The 21,294-nt window shown below is 58.7% G+C and carries 20 protein-coding genes; 11 read left to right on the top strand and 9 right to left on the bottom strand.

Going from position 1 to position 21,294, the window contains the following annotated elements; all coding sequences use genetic code 11:
• The first annotated feature begins 255 nt into the window (after positions 1 to 255).
• The 3 genes from ATY79_RS15340 (at position 256) to ATY79_RS15330 (ending at position 2,714) form a co-directional block, all read left to right on the top strand.
• Positions 256 to 1,086: a polysaccharide deacetylase family protein gene (locus tag ATY79_RS15340; protein WP_088693484.1), complete on the top strand. Its 831-nt coding sequence runs from the start codon at positions 256 to 258 to the stop codon at positions 1,084 to 1,086.
• 95 nt (positions 1,087 to 1,181) lie between these two features.
• Positions 1,182 to 2,108, top strand: coding sequence for a Gfo/Idh/MocA family oxidoreductase (locus tag ATY79_RS15335; RefSeq protein WP_088693485.1), 927 nt, complete (start codon positions 1,182 to 1,184; stop codon positions 2,106 to 2,108).
• Between the two features lie 60 nt (positions 2,109 to 2,168).
• Positions 2,169 to 2,714, top strand: a complete 546-nt coding sequence (locus ATY79_RS15330) for a GrpB family protein (protein ID WP_088693486.1) — start codon at positions 2,169 to 2,171, stop codon at positions 2,712 to 2,714.
• Between the two features lie 6 nt (positions 2,715 to 2,720).
• On the opposite strand, the gene ATY79_RS15325 is transcribed toward ATY79_RS15330, so the two are convergent.
• Together ATY79_RS15325 and ATY79_RS15320 are read right to left on the bottom strand one after the other, a co-directional pair.
• Complete coding sequence (locus ATY79_RS15325; protein ID WP_088693487.1) at positions 2,721 to 3,170, bottom strand: DNA polymerase III subunit chi; 450 nt, start codon at positions 3,168 to 3,170, stop codon at positions 2,721 to 2,723.
• Positions 3,167 to 4,660, bottom strand: a complete 1,494-nt coding sequence (locus tag ATY79_RS15320; RefSeq protein WP_088693488.1) for a leucyl aminopeptidase — start codon at positions 4,658 to 4,660, stop codon at positions 3,167 to 3,169. Before ATY79_RS15320 ends, ATY79_RS15325 begins: the two co-directional genes overlap by 4 nt.
• Positions 4,661 to 4,883: 223 nt before the next feature.
• On the opposite strand from ATY79_RS15320, the gene ATY79_RS15315 reads away from it, so the two are divergent.
• The 7 genes from ATY79_RS15315 to rsmA all read left to right on the top strand — a co-directional run bounded on the left by ATY79_RS15315 (position 4,884) and on the right by rsmA (position 13,332).
• Positions 4,884 to 5,615, top strand: coding sequence for a phosphatase PAP2 family protein (locus tag ATY79_RS15315; RefSeq protein WP_088704251.1), 732 nt, complete (start codon positions 4,884 to 4,886; stop codon positions 5,613 to 5,615).
• 100 nt (positions 5,616 to 5,715) lie between these two features.
• Positions 5,716 to 6,894 (top strand): LPS export ABC transporter permease LptF, encoded by a 1,179-nt coding sequence (gene lptF / locus ATY79_RS15310; protein WP_088693489.1) that lies wholly within the window; start codon positions 5,716 to 5,718, stop codon positions 6,892 to 6,894.
• The gene (gene lptG, locus ATY79_RS15305) at positions 6,891 to 7,979 is read left to right on the top strand and encodes an LPS export ABC transporter permease LptG (protein WP_088693490.1); all 1,089 of its coding nucleotides are present in this window, start codon (positions 6,891 to 6,893) and stop codon (positions 7,977 to 7,979) included. Before lptF ends, lptG begins: the two co-directional genes overlap by 4 nt.
• A complete protein-coding gene (locus ATY79_RS15300) occupies positions 7,979 to 10,336 on the top strand; it encodes an LPS-assembly protein LptD (RefSeq protein ID WP_088693491.1) in 2,358 nt (785 codons plus the stop codon). Before lptG ends, ATY79_RS15300 begins: the two co-directional genes overlap by 1 nt.
• A gap of 187 nt (positions 10,337 to 10,523) precedes the next feature.
• On the top strand, positions 10,524 to 11,474 hold the full coding sequence (locus ATY79_RS15295) for a peptidylprolyl isomerase (protein ID WP_088693492.1): 951 nt from the start codon (positions 10,524 to 10,526) through the stop codon (positions 11,472 to 11,474).
• 5 nt (positions 11,475 to 11,479) lie between these two features.
• Positions 11,480 to 12,505 (top strand): 4-hydroxythreonine-4-phosphate dehydrogenase PdxA, encoded by a 1,026-nt coding sequence (gene pdxA / locus ATY79_RS15290; protein ID WP_088693493.1) that lies wholly within the window; start codon positions 11,480 to 11,482, stop codon positions 12,503 to 12,505.
• Complete coding sequence (rsmA, locus tag ATY79_RS15285) at positions 12,505 to 13,332, top strand: 16S rRNA (adenine(1518)-N(6)/adenine(1519)-N(6))-dimethyltransferase RsmA (protein WP_088693494.1); 828 nt, start codon at positions 12,505 to 12,507, stop codon at positions 13,330 to 13,332. The genes pdxA and rsmA overlap by 1 nt, the downstream gene beginning before the upstream one ends.
• A 128-nt stretch (positions 13,333 to 13,460) precedes the next feature.
• Here rsmA and gmk read toward each other — a convergent pair whose 3' ends face one another.
• The 7 genes from gmk to fabD all read right to left on the bottom strand — a co-directional run bounded on the left by gmk (position 13,461) and on the right by fabD (position 19,978).
• Positions 13,461 to 14,126 (bottom strand): guanylate kinase, encoded by a 666-nt coding sequence (gene gmk, locus ATY79_RS15280; RefSeq protein WP_088693495.1) that lies wholly within the window; start codon positions 14,124 to 14,126, stop codon positions 13,461 to 13,463.
• A 3-nt stretch (positions 14,127 to 14,129) separates the two neighbouring features.
• Positions 14,130 to 15,017 carry a YicC/YloC family endoribonuclease gene (locus tag ATY79_RS15275; RefSeq protein WP_088693496.1) on the bottom strand — a complete coding sequence of 296 codons (888 nt, stop codon included), beginning with the start codon at positions 15,015 to 15,017 and terminating at the stop codon, positions 14,130 to 14,132.
• A 15-nt stretch (positions 15,018 to 15,032) separates the two neighbouring features.
• Complete coding sequence (gene mltG, locus ATY79_RS15270; RefSeq protein ID WP_088693542.1) at positions 15,033 to 16,268, bottom strand: endolytic transglycosylase MltG; 1,236 nt, start codon at positions 16,266 to 16,268, stop codon at positions 15,033 to 15,035.
• Between the two features lie 113 nt (positions 16,269 to 16,381).
• Positions 16,382 to 17,644: a beta-ketoacyl-ACP synthase II gene (gene fabF / locus ATY79_RS15265; protein ID WP_088693497.1), complete on the bottom strand. Its 1,263-nt coding sequence runs from the start codon at positions 17,642 to 17,644 to the stop codon at positions 16,382 to 16,384.
• A gap of 93 nt (positions 17,645 to 17,737) precedes the next feature.
• Entirely contained in the window at positions 17,738 to 17,974 is a 237-nt protein-coding gene (locus ATY79_RS15260; RefSeq protein WP_003547058.1) for an acyl carrier protein, read from the bottom strand.
• Between the two features lie 292 nt (positions 17,975 to 18,266).
• Entirely contained in the window at positions 18,267 to 19,004 is a 738-nt protein-coding gene (gene fabG / locus ATY79_RS15255; protein WP_088693498.1) for a 3-oxoacyl-[acyl-carrier-protein] reductase, read from the bottom strand.
• Positions 19,005 to 19,033: 29 nt separating this feature from the next.
• A complete protein-coding gene (fabD, locus tag ATY79_RS15250) occupies positions 19,034 to 19,978 on the bottom strand; it encodes an ACP S-malonyltransferase (RefSeq protein ID WP_088693499.1) in 945 nt (314 codons plus the stop codon).
• 206 nt (positions 19,979 to 20,184) lie between these two features.
• Between fabD and ATY79_RS15245 the strand changes: the two genes are divergently transcribed.
• The gene (locus ATY79_RS15245; protein WP_088693500.1) at positions 20,185 to 21,228 is read left to right on the top strand and encodes an aldo/keto reductase; all 1,044 of its coding nucleotides are present in this window, start codon (positions 20,185 to 20,187) and stop codon (positions 21,226 to 21,228) included.
• The last annotated feature ends 66 nt before the right edge of the window (positions 21,229 to 21,294 follow it).

Below are 21,294 nucleotides of genomic sequence, written 5' to 3'. Positions count from 1 at the left end.
CTAGATTGGCCAGCCGGTCCTCAGCAGACCCCATAAAGCAGCGGCCAAGTGCCGACTGCGGACAGAAGCAAGCACTCGGCGAGGGATTAAGCTCACAAGGGATTGACTTAAGGCCCGTTACAGAAGCCACAGCTCTGAACGAGAGCCAATCGCACACCGTACTATTCGGTGCATTCCCGAACGATCGAAACCGATCGTTAACCATAATCATCAAGGTTGTCTCAACATTCATTACTGATTTGTTGAGCCCCTTTTATGCATCGCCTTGCTGTATTTTCCGGTCTCATCTTGAGCGTGGCCCTGGCCGGCTGCCAATCCACCAAACGGCCTGCGCCCGATAGCACGATCAAAACCTCTTCGATCGTCGCCCCGGAAGGCCGCCAGATTTCGGAGAGCGACAGTCGCCCGCTCCAAATGTCTCACGAGACCCGTCCGCATCACCTTGCCGGCCGAACACTGACGGTCGCGTCCATTCATGACCTGCATCTTGAGGACAAAGAAGTCATTCTCAGCTTTGACGACGGTCCAATTCCCGGCCGGACGGATCGCGTTCTCGCGACGCTGGACCAGTTCGGCGTCAAGGGCGCCTTCATGATGGTCGGCGAAATGGCGGAGTTGCATCCGGAGCTTGCACGCAAGGTTGCGATGGACGGCAACGCGATCGGCAGCCACACCTACCGGCACGAAAACCTGGCGACGCTGACCTTCGATGTGGCGATGAAGGAGATCACACGGGGAGAAGCTGCCGTGACCAAGGCGACCGGCGTTGATGTCAACTTCTTCCGCTTTCCATACCTTGCCGACAGCCAAAAGCTGCGCGCTGCCGTTGCAATGCGGGAGATGGTCGTGATGGATGTCGATGTGGACAGCAGGGATTACTTCACAACATCGCCAGCAGCCGTGACCAAGCGGACGATGGACCTGCTGCATGAGCGGGGCCGCGGTATCATTCTCATGCACGACATCCACAATCGCACGGCGACGATGCTGCCAACACTCCTTTCAAGGCTCGAGGCAGAGGGGTATAAGGTCGTGACGCTGCAGTTCAAGAAGCCGACTGCGCCCGCCGAGATGGCGTCTCTTTGATGGACTATCGACGCTTGCCCCCCGGTTTCTTTCTGCTAAAACAGGCGCAAAATAAATCATACTTTTGAGCGAAACACCGAACGCGAGCCAGCAGCATGTCACCTATTAACCTCGCCATCGTCGGCGTCGGCAAGATCGTCCGCGACCAGCACCTTCCCTCGATCGCCAAGAATCCCGACTTCAAGCTCATTGCGACGGCCAGCCGCCATGGCACCGTTGAAGGCATCCCGAGCTTCACGACGATCGATGCGATGCTCGACGCCGTGCCAGCGATCGATGCGGTTTCGCTGTGCATGCCGCCGCAATATCGCTACGAAGCAGCACATAAGGCGCTTTCCGCCGGCAAGCATGTGTTCCTCGAAAAGCCTCCGGGCGCGACACTCAGCGAAGTTGCCGATCTCGAAAGCCTCGCGGCGAGCAAGGGCGTCTCGCTGTTTGCAAGCTGGCATTCGCGCTATGCGGCCGCCGTTGAAGCCACGAAGTCCTTTCTCGCATCGACCACGATCAAGAGCGTTCACGTCATCTGGAAGGAAGACGTTCGCCACTGGCATCCGAACCAGGACTGGATCTGGCAGGCCGGCGGCCTCGGTGTCTTCGACCCGGGCATCAACGCCCTGTCGATCGTCACCCATATCTTGCCGGAGGCGATCTTCCTGACGGGCGCAACCCTCGAATTCCCGGAAAATCGGGATGCCCCCATTGCGGCGGATCTGCACTTCAAGAATGCTGACAACGTACCTGTTCATGCCGAATTCGATTGGCGACAGACCGGCAAGCAGAGCTGGGACATCCTCGCGGAAACCGAAGCCGGGCATGTGGAACTTGCTGAAGGCGGATCCAAGTTGTCGATCAATGGCGAACTGAAGTTCTCCGCCCCGGAAGAGGAATACCCGGCGCTTTACCGTCGCTTCGCGGAAATTGTCAAAGCCGGCAAGTCCGATGTCGACCTAGCGCCGCTTCGCCACGTCGCCGATGCCTTCATGCTCGGCAAACGCAAATTCGTCGACGCGTTTCACGATTGATACAAACGTGCCGAGCCTCATACTATTGTGAAGTCTCACGGTCTTCAAGGAAGGTTCGGCATGCGAGACGATCCGGCTTACGGTCTTGGCTTGAAGAATCTAACGGTTTCGCTCGCTGAGCCCAACGCCTTTTGGGAGCGTGCCTATGCCACCGAAGCGCAGGCCATCGGCCAAGCGCTCGGGGACATGGCAATCGACATTCAGCACGTCGGCAGCACAGCTATTCCCGGCATCAAGGCAAAGCCGATCATCGACATCGTTGTCGGCGTCAAACACTTCGATGACGGTCCGCGCTGCATTCCCGCCATGGAAGCAATCGGTTATGACTATGCCGGCAGCGACATTGTCCTCGACGACCACATTTTCGGCCGCGGCATAAAGGATGAGAGCCGCACCCATCTGGTCCATGTCGTGGAGTATCGCGGCGATAACTGGAACCGCATGATCGCCTTTCGCGACGCTCTGCGCGCCGATGCCCGGCTCGCACGCGCCTACGAGCAACTGAAGGTTGGATTGGCCAGCGAGCATGCGGAGAGGCGCGCGGAATATACGATGGCAAAGCGGGACTTCATCGACAACGTCCTGATGGCTTCCGGCCTGAACTAGTCAAATTCAGGCCTTCTTCTCCCATCGCCGTTCGGGCGTCTGCTGCCAGTATGTCAGGCTGTGCCCCTCGCCTTTCAGCTTCTTCCACTGCGCGCGGGCGCCCTCAAGCTGCTCCTGGTCGTATCCATCGAACATGAAGACAATCCGCTCGTAAGGATCGACAGCAGGCGGCTCTGCGCCATCGACGATAAATCGCACCGTCGCAGCATTCGCGTTTCCTTCGGAGATCGTGAGGAGAACTGGCTGATTTTCGGCCAGTTCTCCCTCATCCGTGCCATGCGGCAAGAAACTATCCTCGCGAAATGTCCAGAGATGCTGATCAAGCAAGTCGCGCCGCGCAGCATCCCTCAACTGCACAGAGACCCGCCAGCCGCGCTCGACGCTTTTTTCGAGCAGCGGCGGCAGGGCATCCTCCAGCTTGGATTCCGTCAGATGATAGAACAGGACTTCGGTCATGACTCGTAATTGTCGCGCACCAACTGGTCGAGCAGCCGTACGCCGTAACCGGATCCCCAAGACTGATTGATCTCATCCTGCGGCGAACCCATGGCCGTTCCCGCAATGTCGAGATGCGCCCACGGCGTCTCCTGCACGAATCGTTTCAGGAAATGCGCAGCGGTGATCGAACCCGCATGACGGCCGCCGGTGTTCTTCATGTCGGCGAACTTGCTGTCGATCATCTTGTCGTATTCCTTGCCGAGCGGCATGCGCCAAAGCTTCTCGCTGGTCGTCAGCCCAGCGGCGGCCAGCTGCTCAGAGAGCTCGTCATCATTCGAGAACAAACCGGCATGGACGTTGCCAAGCGCAACGAGAATGGCACCGGTCAACGTTGCCAGATTGATCATGAACTTCGGTTTGAAGCGGTCGTTGCAATACCAGAGCGCATCACAGAGCACGAGACGTCCCTCTGCGTCGGTGTTGATGACCTCGATCGTCTGCCCCGACATCGAAGTAACGATGTCGCCGGGACGCTGAGCGTTTCCGTCGGGCATGTTCTCAACCAGACCGATGATGCCAACCGCGTTCACCGCCGCCTTGCGGGCAGCGAGAACATGCATCAGGCCGGTGACGGCCGCGGCACCGCCCATATCGCCCTTCATTTCCTCCATGCCGGCAGCGGGCTTGATCGAGATGCCGCCGGTGTCGAAGACGACGCCCTTGCCGATGAAGGCGATTGGGCTTTCCCCGCTCTTGCCGCCCTTCCACTGCATGACCGCCAGCCGCGGAGGCCTAACCGAGCCTTGAGCCACACCCAAGAGGGCGCCCATGCCAAGCTTCCGCATGTCCTTCTCGGTGAGGATTTCCACCTCGACGCCAAGCTTTTGCAGGTCGCTTGCCTTGGCGGCAAATTCCACCGGACCCAGAACGTTCGGCGGCTCATTCACGAGATCGCGGGCTAAGTTGACGCCTGCTGCAACGGCTTCGGAGACTTTAAGGGCTTCTGCGGCATCGGTCGCATTTGCGGTAACGATCGTCACTGCCACCCGTCCATTACGGCTATTGCCCTCCTCGTCCTTCTTCTTGGTCTTGTAAGTGTCGAAGCTGTAGGCGCGCAAAAGCATTCCAAGCGCAAAATCCGCCGCCTCTTTCGCTCCGACACTGGCACCCGGCGCATCGACGAAGATCACGACCTTTTCGGCTTTCTTGATCTTAGACGCGGCAACGCCACCGGCTTTGAGCCAATCATGAGCGGTCAACTCCTCCGGCTTGCCAAGGCCGACAACGATAAGCCGTTCGGCCAGTGAACCCTCCGGAGCAACAAGATCCAATACAGTCGTCGCCTTGGCGGAGAAGCCCGCGATGTTTGCCGCTCTCGAGATCACCCCAACGGGGTCCGCGACCTTGGCCCCGGCGGCAAGATCTGCGCCGCCTGTCTGCAGCAGGATCGCGTAGCCACCGGCGATCTCGGCGGAGGTTGCAAATGAAATATCGAACTTGGCTGACATATCTTCTCCAGTGGGATTTTCCTAAATCCGCTCTATCCGATCATTTCGGGTTTCGCCCCCGAAAACAAGCCTTGGGCACTGTGATCTGGCGGCGACTATGAGTTGAGCCATTAACAGGATGTCATACTTGGTGCATATTCATCCCTGGAAGTCGACTTAACAGGAATTGACAATGATTTCCGCAGCGAGAGCGTCCCGCGAAGCCTCACTTTGGCGCGCACTTATGCCTAAGAGCCCCGCAGGTCGCGCGTTCGCCGCCGTGTTCTTTATATGGTGGGCGTTGCTTTTCCTGTTTAACGTGTTTCCGCAGATCGACATCTACGCGTCGACACATTTTTTTGTTCGGCAAACTTGCCAATATAAGGCAGCATTTAACGACAGTTGTGGATATTTCCCTTATCGCGACGATACCTACCTAGAGCTACTGAGAACATTCTGCTTCCGCCTGCCGTACGCAGTCGCGGCTGTGATGTTGTGGCGACTTGCTGTGTACTACAGTCAGTATGGCGCAACCTTCAACATGGAGCATGCGCGCGCGTACAAGGTGGCCTTGGGTTCGCTGATTATCGGCCCCGTGATCCTCACGAATCTCATTCTCAAGACATACTGGGGCAGACCGCGCCCGTCCCAAACGCTGGACTTTGGGGGCCATCTCGATTTCGTGCCGGCGGGCTCCATGGTCCGACGATGCGTATCGAACTGCTCCTTCATTTCCGGTGAAGCGGCTGGCGCCGGCTGGGTCTTCTGCCTTATCCTGCTGATACCGCAGCCGATGCGTTCGGCACTTGCATTGCCGCTTGCCGCGATCTCGTTTCTGGCGCCTACCATGCGGGTTGCATTCGGCGCGCACTATCTTTCGGACGTGGTCCTCGGATGGCTTTCGTCCGTTGTGGTGTTCACAGGTCTTCTTGCCCTTACCGATTCGCAACAGGGCGAAAAAAAAACTGAAATTTGAATGAATTTTCGACACCGGCTTGTCGCAAAAGCGAACCAAAGAGCGTAGATGGATTTCGCTGCGTAGCGGCATCGGTTCGCAATGGCGTTCAAGGGCATGAATGAAACTGCTTGAAACATATATACTCCGGCGTGTTGGCCAGATGTTTCTCGTTGCCCTGTTGCCGGTGCTCGCGATCATTTGGACAACTCAGGTTCTGCAGCGCGTTAATCTGGTGACCGATAGTGGCCAGTCGATGGGATCGTTTGCCAAGCTGGCAACGTTGATCCTTCCGTCGATCATTCCGATCGTGCTGCCGTTCGCGCTTGTCATCGGCGTCACGCAGACGCTGACGACGATGAACAACGATTCGGAGCTGACCGTCATCGATGCGGCAGGTGCCAAGCGTGGCATCATTCTGCGCCCGATTCTTATCCTTGCCGCCGTCATCAGCGCCTTTTCGTTTCTGGTGGACAACGTCGTCGAGCCAAAAGCGAAGACCGGCGTTCGCCAGATGGTGGCAGCTGCCTATGCGGATCTGCTCTCCTCCGTTATTGAGGAGAAGAACTTCCGCCGTATCGATACTGGACTTTACGTGCAGATATCCGAGCGATTGGCCGGGCGCGTGCTCAAGGGCTTGTTCGTCGTGGACGAGCGCGATCCCGCATTCGAGCTCATCTACTATGCGCGCGAGGGCGCCGTTGACGAAAAGGGCACCTCACTCATCATGCATGATGGCGAGGTTCACCGCAAAACGCAGACCGGCGAAGTCTCTGTCATCCGCTTCGATTCTTATTCCTTCGATCTGTCCGATCTGACGCAGAATCGTGGCCAGGCAACGCTTCGTGCATCCGACCGCGAGCTTCCGTTCCTGCTCAATCCGGACCCGAACGACAAGGACTACATCTCTAAGCCCGGCAGTTATCGCGCCGAATTGCACCGCCGTCTGACGGATTGGGTTCTGCCGATGGTGTTTGCCCTGATTTCGCTTGCGATTGCCGGTGATGCGCGCTCCCATCGCGAGGCGCGACTGCATCCGATGGTGGCGGCGCTCATCTTTGCTTTTGCGATTCGTTGGGCGTCGTTCTACGCGGCCAATCAGATCGACACGAATCCGGAGTATATCGGCGTACTCTATGCGATTCCCGTCATCACCAGCCTCCTGGCAATCGCGTCTCTGTCGCATCACAAGCGCCTGTCGGTCCTCTCCGCAATGAGCGACCGCATCGCCGCAGCTTGGCAGAGATTGCAGACGCGCTTTGGCCGGTCGGCAGATCCCTCTGCGGGAGGCAGTGCATGATTTTTGGGACGCTCAGCCGCTACTTCTTCCGTCGCTATCTGCTGACCACAATGTGGTTCTTTCTCGGTGTGATCGGCATCGTTTATCTCGTGGATTTCAGTGAGACGGCCGGCCGCCTCTCCGGTCTTCCTGGCTACACCGTAACCGGCGGTCTGGTGATGACAGCCGTGCGCCTGCCGCTCATCCTCCAACAGACCGTTCCCTTCATCGCCCTCTTTGTGGGCATGACGGTTTTGATCGCCCTCAACAGAAAATACGAACTGGTCGTGACGCGCGCTGCCGGCATCTCGGTTTGGCAGTTCATGTCACCCTTCCTTGCCGGCGCGTTTTTGTTGGGCGTGCTGGTCATGACCGTTCTCAATCCGCTCGCAGCGTGGGGGCAACGCCAGGCTGCGATCGTCGAGAGCAACTGGCGGGGAGAAGGGTCAGCGCCGAATACCGCCCTGCAGGTTCCATGGATTCGGCAGATCAGCGGTGGTGACGATGCGATCATTGGAGCGCATACAGTTCTCGAGGACGGTACGCTGCTTATGGACGCGGTGTTCGTGCATTTCGATTCGACCAACCACATCATCCTGAGGCAGGACGCCGCGTCTGCAAAATTGGAAGATGGTTACTGGCTCCTTAAGAATGTTGTGGAGCGCCGTCCGGGTGAAGTCGCTACGCGCAAGGACGAGGTGCGTGTCCGCACCAATTTGAAACAAGATTTCGTCCAACAGAGGCTGACAGCCCCTGAAACTATTGGTTTTTTTGATCTTTCGAGCCGGATTGACGCCGCGAAATCCTTCGGGATTCCGACCAAGGCTCTCGAGACGCAATTTCATTCATTGTTGTCCCAACCACTGCTGCTTGTCGCCATGACTCTCATTGCTGCAACAGTGTCCCTAAAATTTAGCCGGTTCAACCAGTCGAGGTCGGTGATTCTGGGTGGAATCCTGTCAGGCTTCGTGCTTTATGTGGTCACCGTGCTTGTGAAAGCATTCGGAAGCAGTGGGGTTGTCCCGCCTTTCGTGGCGACGTGGATTCCGGTCACCGTTGCCTTGGCTTTGGGTGCAACAATTCTGCTTCATCAGGAGGATGGCTAGTGGCGGCAGGCGACCGCAAGACTCTTAGTAAACAGTTGGTTGCCCTGCTCGTAGGCGTGGCCCTGTCTACCTATTCCAACGGCTTTCCTGCCGCTTTCGCTCAGGACGCCCTACAAGGTTTCAAGCCAACCGTATCGAACGACCAGAAGCTGATTCTGTCGGCAAACGAACTCGTCTACAACAAGGACGCGCAGATCGTTTCCGCCATCGGCGGCGTGCAAATTAACTACGCCGGCTACAAGATGGTGGCGCAGCGCGTCGAGTATAATCAGCAAACCGGGCGCCTGATGGCGCTTGGCAACGTCGAACTCATTGGCCCCGACGGCAACCGCATGTACGCCGACAAGCTTGACGTCACTGACGACTTTGCCGACGGCTTCGTAAACGCGCTCAGAATCGAGACCGCCGACAATACGCGCCTGGTTGCGGAAACCGGCGAGCGTGTTGGCGGCACGCAGATGATCCTGAACAAGGGCGTCTATACTGCCTGTTTGCCTTGCGCCGAGAGACCGGAACGGCCTCCTTTCTGGCAGGTCAAGGCTGAACGCGTCATTCAGGACGGCGTCAAGCACACGATTCGCCTCGAGAAGGCGCGCTTTGAACTTCTTGGTCATCCGCTTGCCTACGTGCCGTGGATTGAAGTCCCCGACAACACCGTGAAGCGGAAGTCCGGCTTCCTCTTTCCTAGCTTTGTCACTGCGCAAAATCTCGGATTCGGCCTGTCCGTCCCTTATTACTACGTTATTTCGCCGAGCAGCGACCTAACGGTAACGGGCACGGGCTATACGACCCAAGGTTTCCTGCTGGACGCGGAATATCGCCAGAGATTCGAAAACGGCACGCATACATTGCGGGTGGCTGGTATCGACCAGCTCAGCCCGGGGACCTTCACGTCCGGCACCAGCGATGCCGAAAATGACTTCCGAGGCGTTCTAGCGTCCAAGGGAGATTTCAGGATCAATCCTCGCTGGGCGTTCGGCTGGGACGTTATGGCGCAGAGCGACAATAACTTTTCCCGAACCTATAGCCTTAAAGGGTTGGACAATTCGACACAAACGAACCAAGTCTACCTGACCGGTCTCGGCAAACGGAATTACTTCGATCTGCGTTCGTTCTACTTCGACGTTCAGGACGCCGACCCGAACGACGTCAAAGAGAAGCAGCAGGCGATCGTCTATCCGGTGATGGACTATCACTTTGTGGCACCGCAGCCGCTCGCCGGAGGTGAACTCTCTGCCGACGTCAACTTCACGAACCTGTCGCGTACCCATGACGACTTCTACAGCGTGGCGGGGTTCGACCGGTTCCGTGGTCTTGACGGCCAGACGTCCCGTCTGACGGGCGAGCTGGAATGGAAGCGCACGTTTGTCACGCCTGAGGGCTTCCTGATTACGCCGTTGCTCGCCGCGCGCGGCGACGCGTTGGCGCTGAACATGACGCCGCCGCCGACCTCTGGCACGTTTGTCTATGACGGCAATTACGACGACAGTAATGCAGCGACGCGTTCGATGTTTACCGCCGGCCTTGAAATGCGCTACCCAATCCTTGGTACGACCGCAAACAGCACGCACCTGTTTGAACCCATCGTTCAAGTCTACGCGCGGCCTGACGAACGCCTTGCCGGCTCTTTGCCGAACGAGGATGCGCAGAGCTTTGTGTTCGATGCGACCAATCTTTTCGAACGTGACAAGTTCTCCGGCTACGATCGCATCGAGGGCGGTACGCGCGCCAACGTCGGCTTCCAGTACACCGGTACGTTTGACAATGGCTACAAGCTGCACGGCATATTCGGCCAATCCTACCAGCTGGGCGGCCAGAACTCATTCGATACAGATGATCTGGTGAATGTCGGCGCGGATTCCGGTCTGGAGAGCGACGTATCCGACTTCGTCGGTCTCGGCGGCATCGAGACGCCGCAGGGCATTGCTCTTGCAGCATCCTACCGACTTGACGAAAAGAGTCTGGCTTTCCGTCGAGGCGATTTTACGGCCGGTTTCCAGAACGACAATCTCCAAAGCCAGTTGATCTACACGCACGTCTCGGCGCAGCCAGAATATGGCTTTGCTGAGGACAATGATGAGATCCAGGCCAAGGGAACTGTTAAATTCAAGGATTATTGGTCGGTATTTGGTGGCATAGCCTGGGATCTTCAGGATAACAGCATCGTCAGGAAGACATTCGGTCTGACTTATGAGGACGAATGCACGATCTTTACGATCGCATATAGCGAAAAGCGCGATACGACCGCCGAAACCGCTAGCGACTGGAGCATTGGTGCCAGGTTGACCTTCCGGACGCTGGGCGACATCAAGCTCGGTGGCACGGTAGACACCAATACCACCATCTACCAGAATTGATGGAGTGTTCAGTTGTACGGCGGAAGAAAGGGCCTTTCTTTCGCCGTAAGGCTATGCAGGACATTGTCACCAGTTGATATCTGGGGCATGTGCTGAACTTTCAGTTTAGAGCGGCAATGCCCGTTTGTCTCGAGAAGGTATGCGCGCCGCGACGTGAATGCGCGGCGTCAATGGGAAGGGTCGATAGATGTTTGGCGCCAAAAAAACCGTCAAAACGATGATTGCCGGGGCGGCTTTCGCAATGCTAGCAGCGTTTGTCTCACCTCAGGCGGGCGCAGTCTTTGCCGCAAGCGAAGTCAGAGTGGTCGTGAATGGCACGGCGATTACCAGCGGTGATGTCGCCAAGCGTCAGGCATTCCTTAAGCTCCAGCACCAGAACGCCGATGCCAAGGCCGCTGAAGAACAACTGATCGACCAGACGCTGAAGCAGCAGGAAATCGCGCGCGTGCGCATGTCGGTTTCCAAGGACGAAGTTGATGCATCGTTCGCGCGGTTTGCGACCGGCAACAAGCTGACAACCGATCAGATGACGCAAATTCTCGAACGCGCCGGCGTCGGTGTCGCGCATTTCAAGGCCTTCATCGCCGTGCAGATGAGTTGGCCGCGCCTCGTCAATGCGCGTTATGGCGCGAACTCCCGAATGTCGAATTCCGACCTCGTTGCCCGCATGATGGAGAACAAGCAGAAGCCGGAGACCACGGAGTATATTCTGCAGCAGATGATCTTCGTCGTTCCCGCCAACAAGAAGGGCATCGTCGGCAAGCGCAAGAGCGAGGCCGAGGCATCGCGTTCGAAGTATCCAGGTTGCGACCAGGCGAAGGTGTTTGCCGCAACGATGCGCGACGTCTCTGTGCGTGACCTCGGTCGCGTTCTCGCACCGGAACTTCCGACCGAATGGAAGCCGCTTGTTGAGCAGGCCAAAGGGAATACGACGGCCACACGCGTGACCGACAGAGGCGTCGAATACATTGCCATCTGCAGCCAGCGCCAGGTGTCCGATGACCAGGCTGCCGAAATGGTGTTCCGTCAGGAAGATCTCGACAAGGCGAAGGCAGGGAAGAACGCGCCTGCTGAGAATCCAAACGCCCAGAAATACATGGAAGAGCTGCGCAAGAAGGCGCAGATCATGCGTCCCTGAGCAAAATGACGATCTCATTCTCGCGCCCGCTCGCTCTCAGTCAAGGGGATCCGGCTGGTGTCGGCCCCGACATTACACTGCTGGCCTGGATGCGGCGTAGAGAGCTTGGCCTCCCTCCGTTCGTCTTTATTGGCGATCCTGATGTTTTGGCGTTGCGTGCCAATCTGCTTGGGCTGACGGTTGCTATTCGCGAAACCGACTGCGCCAACGCCAATGACGTCTTTGCCGATGCCCTCCCCGTGCTTCCGATACCTGCAGGCATCGAGGTTGTTGCAGGCGAGCCCCATGTCGCAACGGCGAAGGCCACCATCGCCGCAATCGAGAAAGCCGTATCGCTGACGATGTCGGGGGAAGCCCTTGGCGTCGTTACCAACCCAATCGCCAAGTCAGTGCTCTATGAGTCCGGCTTCCCCTTCCCTGGGCACACCGAGTTTCTTGCAGATCTTTCCGCACGGACAACAGGCCAAGTGGCCATGCCGGTGATGATGCTCGCCGGTCCGAAGCTCCGTACCATTCCGGTCACAATCCATATTCCTCTCAAGGATGTGCCTCAGGCGCTCACTGCGGAACTCATCATCGCGACCTGCCGAATTGCTGATGCCGATCTCAGGAATCGCTTCGGGATCGAAAATCCGCGCCTCGCTGTTGCAGGTCTCAATCCGCACGCGGGGGAAGACGGTACCATCGGCAAAGAGGATGAAGCGGTCATCAAGCCGGCCATTCAATTTCTGAGATCCGAGGGGATCAACGCAATCGGGCCGCTGCCTGCCGACACAATGTTTCACGACGAAGCCAGGGCGCGCTACGACGTTGCAATCTGCATGTACCACGACCAGGCCTTGATACCGGCCAAGGCGCTTGGTTTCGACGACTCTGTCAACGTGACGCTTGGATTGCCCTTCGTGCGTACGTCGCCCGATCACGGCACCGCATTCGGCATTGCCGGCAAGGGACTTGCGCGGGAAAGTAGCCTCGTCGCGGCACTGAAGCTCGCCGGTCACCTCGGACGCACCGCAGAGGGGCGCATTTGATGGCTGCCTTGGACGGGCTTCCGCCGCTTCGCGACGTCATTCAACGCCATGGTCTCGATGCACGGAAGGCCCTCGGCCAGAACTTTCTGCTCGACCTCAACCTGACGCAGAAGGTTGTCCGGACAGCCGGCTCACTGGAAGGTGTCACTGTTTTTGAAGTCGGCCCAGGTCCCGGCGGTCTGACGCGCGCCATCCTCGCACTGGGCGCGAAGAAGGTGATCGCCGTCGAGCGCGATTCTCGCTGCTTGCCCGCGCTTTCAGAAATCGCAGAGCACTATCCGGGGCGGCTCGAGGTCATCGAGGGCGACGCGTTGAAGACGGACTTCGAAGCTTTGGCGACCGAGGGACCGGTGAAGATCATCGCCAACCTGCCCTACAACGTCGGGACGCAGTTGCTGGTCAATTGGATCCTGCCGAAGCAGTGGCCGCCTTTCTGGGAATCGCTGACGCTGATGTTCCAGAAGGAAGTGGGCGAGCGCGTTGTCGCGGCTGAAGACGATGACCACTATGGACGTCTTGGCGTGCTCTGCGGATGGCGTACGAACGCGCGTATGGCGTTTGATATACCGCCGCAGGCATTTACGCCGCCACCGAAAGTCACGTCGACGGTCGTCCATCTGACACCGAACGAGAACCCGATCCCCTGCTCAGTCGCCGATTTGGAAAAGGTCACTCACGCGGCCTTCGGCCAGCGCCGCAAAATGCTGCGGCAAAGCCTCAAACCCCTAGGCGGCGAAGCCCTACTCAACAAGGCGGACATAGATCCTCAGCGACGCGCAGAGACACTTTCGGTTGCCGAATTCGTTCGGCTGGCAAATTGCCTCTAGGCTACGTGTCGGCCATCCCGCATCCAGAGCGATAGGTTAGACCTTCGGAGATAAGTGGATTCGCGCGACAGTTACTGGTCGGCCCGCCGACCTCGCCCGTAAGCATCATCGCTTCAAACCTGCTGATCTTAAAGCTTCGGCTCTTCCGTCAGCAGGCCGTTGACGAAGTCGAACAGGCCATGGCGGCGGTCGCGGCGGACGCGCTCCGCATTGACGATGCAGCTCACGTTGCGAAACGCCTCGTCCAGATCGTCGTTGACGATGACGTAGTCATACTCGCGCCAGCGTTCGATCTCGGCGCGGGAATTCAGAAGGCGCGTGCGAATAACCTCTTCCGAATCCTCAGCGCGACGGTGCAAGCGCGACTGCAGTTCGGTCATGGTTGGCGGCAGCACGAAGATCGAGACAATGTCGGCCTTCATCTTGTCCTGAAGCTGCAGCGCGCCTTGCCAGTCGATATCGAACAGCATGTCGCGACCTTCGGCCATTGCAGATTCTACTGGCTCCCGCGGTGTGCCATAGAAATTACCATGCACCTCCGCCCACTCGAGCAGATCGCCCGCGTCGCGCATCCTCTCGAACTGTGGGACGGTGATGAAGTGGTAGTGCTTACCCGCGATTTCGCTCGGCCGCTTCGCCCTGGTCGTGACGCTAACAGAGATTTCCAGGCTATGGTCGTCCCTGAGAAGGTTGCCGGCAATCGTCGATTTGCCTGCGCCAGACGGTGAGGACAGGACAAGCATCAGCCCACGCCGGGCGATTTTGGTGGGTGTGTTCGACTGGGCCGGGCTCATGTATCACTCCAGATTCTGGACCTGCTCGCGGAACTGGTCGATGACGACTTTCAGCTCGATACCGGCGGCGGTAACCGCCGCGGCATTCGACTTCGAGCAGATGGTATTCGATTCTCGGTTAAATTCCTGTGCAAGGAAATCGAGCTTACGCCCGATCGGGCCGCCCTTGGCAAGCAGGTCGCGAGCAGCAACCACATGCGCCTTCAGGCGATCGATCTCTTCACGCAGATCCGCCTTCGTGGCGAGCAGAGCGGCTTCCGCATGCAGCCTGTCGCGATCCAGCTTTGCCGACCCATCCATAAGCATTGCGACCTGCGCGGCCAACCGACCGGCGATTTCTTGCGGAGAGCGGGAGGGATCACGCTCGATCACCTGTGTCAGCCCCTCGATTGTCGAGACGTGGTCTAGCAGTATGCGCGACAATGCGGCACCTTCCAGCTCCCGCATCTGACGCAGATCGGCAAGGGCCGCAATCAGGCCTTCGACAATGTCGGAATCGCGCGCTGCGATGGCTTCGTCGCCGTCCTCACCATCCCGGAATTCGATGATGCCTCGGATGGCGAGCAAAGTATCGAGCTGCAATGGCGCCGGATCGATGATGCCGCCAAGCTGATCACGCAAGGCGAGCACGGCAGAGAGTGCTTCCTGGTTCAGGACCGTTTCGACGCGGCTCTCACCAGCAGAGATGGAGAGCGACGCCTGCATATTGCCACGGCTAAAACGCTCGCCCGCAAAGCGACGCACGTCATTCTCCATGCGCTCCAGCCCCGGCGGGAGGCGCAAGCGGAGATCAAGGCCTTTGCCATTGACCGAACGCAACTCCCAAGCCCAACGCCAGCGGCCGCTCGTGCCCTCACGCCGTGCAAAACCGGTCATGGACTGCAAAGCCATGCGAGCCTCCCAAAGTCAGTTGGTTTTCTTTTTCTTTTGGGCAGCGGGCGCAGCAGGCGTTTCCGGCTGCGTCTGGCTCTCGGGCTGCCCGTCTACTACGATATTCGGATCGGCGCCCTTGGCGGCCTCCAGTTGGCGCCAGCGCTTGACGTTGGCGTTGTGCTCCTCAAGGGTGGCCGCGAAAACATGACCGCCGGAACCATCGGCAACGAAGTAGAGATCCTGGGTCTTCCATGGATTGGCGACCGCCTCCAGCGCATCTCGGCCCGGATTGGCGATCGGTGTCGGAGGAAGCCCCTTGATGACGTAGGTGTTATAGGGCGTTTCCTTCTTGAGGTCCGATTGATAGATCGGGCGATCTGTCGGCTTTCCATCGCCACCGAACAGTCCGTAGATGATCGTCGGGTCGGATTGAAGGCGCATCCCCTTGCCCAGCCGGTTGAGGAAGACGGAAGCCACGTGCGCGCGCTCGTCGGGAACACCCGTCTCCTTTTCGACGATCGAAGCGAGGATGATCAATTCGTCTTTTGATTTGAGCTGCAGCGACGGGTCGCGCTTTTCCCAAACCTGATCGACCAGCTTCTGCTGTGCCGCTGCCATCTGCTCGATGATCTCAGCCCGCTTCGTGCCACGTGAGAACTTGTAAGTATCCGGACGCAAGCTTCCTTCGGCGGGGACAACTGCTGGCAGGTCGCCTTCCAGCACAGCATCCTCGTTCAGGCGGTTGAACATCTGGCGGACGGTGAGCCCCTCCGGAAACGCGACGGAATACAGGATCGACTTTCCGGATTTCAGCAGTTCCATGATGTCGTTCATGGAAGCATGTGCCTTGATCTCGTACTCGCCCGCCTTGAGGCTCTCGCCGTCACCCAGATGCGTCGCGGTAAGGTACCGGAAGATACGCGCGTCCGAGACGATGTTGTTGCGTTCGAGGCTTGCGGCGATCTCAGCAGCGCCGGCGCCGTTCCGCACGATGAAATTCGTGTTCGTCTCCAAGGGACCGGGATTCTGATAGGCGGAGATCGCATAATAATAAAGGAAGACGGCCGCCACGCAGCCAAGCACGACCAGCGTCATCAGGAAGTTCAGAAAAATGATAACCTGGCTGCGCGCCTTCTTCGAGCGCTTAGGTGGCTCGGGCACGCGCTCGGGTCGAAGCGCCTCGCTCGGCGACTTGGGAATGATCGGCCCGCTCTGTGTCTGCTGGCTCTCCTCGCCGATCGTCCCGTTGTTCTGGTTCGTATCGTTCACCGGCAATCCTCTAAACTTGGCCTCAAGTCCCGCTTCTTGCTAAGCAATGCGGCAAAATGCAGGTGGGGCCGCGCAAGGGTGCAGCCCCACTGCCAGAACGTCAACGCCTAAACTCAGGCGACGTAGCGGCGCAGCACCAGCGAGGCATTCGTACCGCCGAATCCGAATGAATTCGACAGTGCGACGTTGATCTCCCGCTGGCGCGCCTTGTGCGGAACGAGATCGATTGCGGTCTCACGCTCAGGATTGTCGAGATTGAGCGTCGGAGGCGCAACGTTGTCGCGGATCGCGAGCGTTGCGAAGATCGCCTCAATCGCGCCGGCAGCGCCAAGCAGGTGGCCGGTGGCAGACTTCGTCGACGACATTGAGATCTTGGAGGCGGCATTGCCAACCAGGCGCTCCACGGCACCGAGTTCGATCGTATCGGCCATCGTCGATGTACCATGCGCGTTGATGTAGTCGACATCAGCTGGCGTCAGGCCGGCGCGCTTCAACGCCATCGTCATGCAACGCTGCGCACCCTCACCGTCCTCGGACGGAGCAGTGATGTGATAAGCATCGCCCGAGAGACCGTAGCCGACAACCTCGGCATAGATCTTGGCGCCGCGAGCCTTGGCATGCTCCAACTCTTCGAGAACAACGATGCCTGCACCCTCACCCATGACGAAGCCGTCACGATCCTTGTCGTACGGTCGCGATGCCTTGGTCGGATCGTCGTTGTGCTGGGTGGAGAGGGCCTTGCAGGCGGCGAAGCCGGCCAGAGAGATACGGCTGACAGGAGATTCTGTGCCGCCAGCGACCATCACGTCGGCATCGCCGAACGCAATGAGACGGGCAGCGTCGCCGATCGCGTGAGCGCCGGTCGAGCATGCCGTGACCACCGAATGGTTCGGACCGCGCAACTTGTGGCGAATTGATACCTGGCCGGAAACGAGGTTGATCAGGCGACCGGGAATAAAGAACGGAGAGATGCGGCGGGGGCCCTTGTCGCGCAGCGTGTAGCCAGCCTCAACGATGCCTTCGATGCCACCAATGCCTGAGCCGATCAAAACACCGGTCGCAACCTGGTCCTCGTCGCTCTCGGGGTGCCAGTTCGCATCATCAAGCGCCATGTCGGCGGCTGCCATGCCGTAGATGATAAAAGGATCGACCTTGCGCTGTTCCTTGGGCTCCATCCAGTCGTCGACATTAAAAGTGCCGTCGGTGCCGTCGCCAACCGGAATACGGCAAGCAATCTTTGCGGGAAGATCGTCGACTTCGAACTCGGTGACCAGGCGGGCGCCGTTTTTTCCCGCAAGCAAGCGGGACCACGTCACTTCCGTTCCGCACCCCAAGGGCGATACCATACCGGTACCTGTTATAACGACCCGCCTCATCGACTGCATTCCCCCGCCTTTTATGTTTTTGGAGAACCATGCCAGAAATAAAAAGGGCGGACTCCGGGTCCGCCCTTTTTGAAACGCTCAGGATTAAGCCTGAGCCTTTTCGATAAACTTCACGGCATCGCCGACCGTCAGGATCGAGTCAGCAGCGTCGTCCGGAATTTCAACGCCGAATTCTTCTTCGAATGCCATGACCAGTTCGACGGTGTCGAGCGAGTCAGCGCCCAGATCGTCGATAAAGCTGGCGCTTTCGACAACCTTGTCGGCATCGACGCCAAGATGATCAATAACAATTTTCTTTACGCGTTCTGCGATATCGCTCATGTCGGTTTCCTCGACCTTATGTCCTGATCAGAATGCCTTGTGACATCCCTACCCTGTTTCAGCCTGCGGCGCGCCTTTAAAGCCACCCTCGGCAAACTCTTTGAACCCGGCTACCAGAAATGTCCCAGGCTTGCACAAAAGCCCGCCGGTCCGTCTGCTTTCTCGGGAGACTGTTCACAGTCATGGCCCGCTTAACACGGTTTAAGTCTGCCGCAAAGCCAGAAAATCAACCCCATCGGGTTGGTCAACACGCTATTGCGGGGAAAACGGCCTCGAAAGGCAGTTTCCCGTTTCAGATCATGGCCATGCCGCCGTTTACGTGCAACGTCTGGCCTGTCATATAAGCGGCTTCCGACGAGGCAAGATAGGCGACTGCGGAAGCAACTTCCGCACCCGTGCCCATGCGCTTCATCGGGATCGCTCCCATGATCGCTTCCTTCTGCTTGTCGTTCAGCTTGCCGGTCATGGCGGACTCGATGAAGCCCGGCGCCACGCAGTTGACGGTGACGTTGCGGGTCGCAATCTCCTGTGCCAGCGACTTCGTGAAGCCGATCATGCCTGCCTTGGAGGCGCAGTAGTTGGCCTGGCCCGGATTGCCGGTGACGCCGACGACCGAGGTGATGTTGATGATGCGGCCATAGCGGCGGCGCATCATCGGATGCGTCAACTCGCGCGTCAGGCGGAACATCGCCGTCAGATTCACCTCGATGACGCTGTCCCAGTCCTCGTCGCTCATGCGCACGAACAGGCCGTCCTTGGTGATGCCGGCATTGTTGACGAGGATGTCGACGCCTTCGAGATCAGCTTCGGCCTTGACGCCGAGAGCCTTGACTTCATCGCGGTCCGCGAGGTTGGCCGGGAAGATCTTTACACGATCACCAAGTTCGTTTGCCAGCGCCTCGAGCTTCTCGACGCGAGTGCCGTGGAGGCCGACGATGGCGCCCTGTCTGTGCAGGATACGGGCGATTTCTTCGCCAATGCCGCCGGAGGCACCAGTAACCAGAGCCTTGCGGCCGGAAAGATCGAGCATGGAAGTGTTCCTTGTAATCGTTAAATCTATCAGGCCATCAGGGCGGCAACAGCCGCATCGATATCTGCAGGCGTGTTGACGGCAATGCCGTTCACAGTCTTGTCGATACGGCGGGCGAGGCCGGTCAGGACCTTGCCGGAGCCGATCTCATAAAGCGTCGTCGCGCCGTTGGCCGCGAACCATTCGACCGTCTCGCGCCAACGGACCTGGCCCGTCACCTGCTCCACGAGCAACTTGGCGATCTCGTCGGCGTCGGTCACCGGTGCAGCGCGCACGTTGGCGATAAGAGGCACGACCGGGCTTGACTTCTTCACACCGGACAGAGCTTCGCGCATAGCGTCCGCAGCGGGCGCCATCAGAGAAGAATGGAAGGGGGCGGAGACCGGGAGCAAGATCGCGCGCTTGGCGCCCTTCTCGGTTGCTATCGCGGCACCCTTTTCGACGGCTGCCTTCTCGCCCGAAATGACGATCTGGCCGCCGCCATTGTCGTTGGCGATCTGGCAGGAGCCGACGGCAGAGGCTTCCTCGCAAACGGCGACGACATCGGCATGTTCAAGGCCGATGATGGCGGCCATGGCGCCAACACCGACAGGTACGGCGGCCTGCATGGCATTGCCGCGAATGCGCAGCAGGCGCGCGGTGTCGGTCAGCGAGAAGGTACCGGCAGCGCATAGAGCGGAGTATTCGCCAAGCGAATGACCGGCAACGTAGGACACCTTCGCCTTCAGATCGACGCCCTTGGCTTCGAGGACACGGATGACCGCCATCGAGACCGCCATCAGGGCCGGCTGCGCGTTGGCCGTCAGGGTCAGCGTGTCTTCAGGACCGTTAAACATGGTCTCGGACAGCTTTTCGCCCAGAGCTTCGTCGACTTCTTGGAAGACGGCGCGCGCCTCGGCGTAATTCTCGGCAAGATCCTTGCCCATGCCGACAGCCTGGCTGCCCTGACCCGGGAATGTAAAAGCAATGGTCATGCTATGTCCCTTTTATACGGACCTCTGGTTATTTCGCCTCCAATTGACATTCTTTCCTGCAGAGTCAAGTGCCGGATGCCCGCGTTCCAAGGCTTTTGCGGCTGCGAGTGGGGCCGGTTTTACCTCTTGCGCTTGCTCAATTCCGGTCTAGATTTGCGCCGTCCTTCCAGACCATTTCCTTTCCAGATCACCTTCAGGGCTTTCAGATGAAGTACAAGACACTTGGCCGCACGGATATTTCCGTGTCCGAAATCTGCCTCGGCACCATGACCTGGGGCACGCAAAACACGGAGGCCGAAGCGCATGAGCAGATGGACTATTCCGTCGAGAAAGGCGTGAACTTCTTCGACACAGCCGAGCTTTACCCGACCACGCCGGTCTCCGCGGAGACGCAAGGCCTGACCGAAGATTACATCGGCAGCTGGTTTCAGAAGACGGGCAAGCGCAAGGACATCGTGCTCGCCACGAAGGTCGCGGGTCCTGGCCGTTCGTATATCCGCAATGGCGACGGCGCCGACGCGAAGAACATTCGCCTGGCGATCGAGGCAAGCCTGGGCCGGTTGAAGACCGACTATATCGACCTCTATCAGATTCACTGGCCGAGCCGAGGGCATTTCCATTTCCGGCAAGCCTGGCACTACGATCCTTTCAAGCAGGACCACGCCAAGGCCATCGGCAATATCACCGAAATATTGGAAACAACGGGCGCCCTTGTCAAAGAGGGCAAGATTCGTGCGTTCGGACTCTCCAACGAAACGACCTGGGGCACCCAGAAGTATCTTACGCTTGCCGAACAGCTCGACCTGCCGCGCGTCGCCACGATCCAGAACGAATACAATCTGCTCTACCGCCACTACGATCTCGACATGGCGGAGCTGTCGCATCATGAGAATGTCGGCCTGCTCGCCTATTCCCCCCTCGCCGGCGGCATTCTGAGCGGCAAATATCTTGACGGCGCCAAGCCCGACGGCTCGCGCGGATCGATCAACGGCGATCTCGGCGGTCGCCTGCAGCCCTTGCAGGAAGCACCGACGAAGGCCTATCTCGACATCGCCGAACGGCACGGCCTCGACCCTTGCGCGATGGCGCTCGCCTTCTGCCTCAGCCGCCGCTTCATGACGTCGGTGATCATCGGCGCTACCACGATGAAACAGCTTGAAACAGACCTGGGTTCGGTCAGTCTCAAGCTGTCGCACGAGGTCTTGGCCGAAATCGAGGCTGTTCATCGCCAGTACCCGATGCCGATCTAAGGCGACAGGTGACGCGTCACGATCTGGCCTACGAGGGCCAGATCGCTTACTGAATTCCTATCGAGG

The sequence above is a fragment of the Rhizobium sp. R693 genome (assembly GCF_002211315.1).
Lineage (GTDB): Bacteria > Pseudomonadota > Alphaproteobacteria > Rhizobiales > Rhizobiaceae > Rhizobium.
The sequence above is the reverse complement of the archived record's forward strand: the minus strand, read 5'-3'. Positions and strand labels throughout refer to the sequence as shown.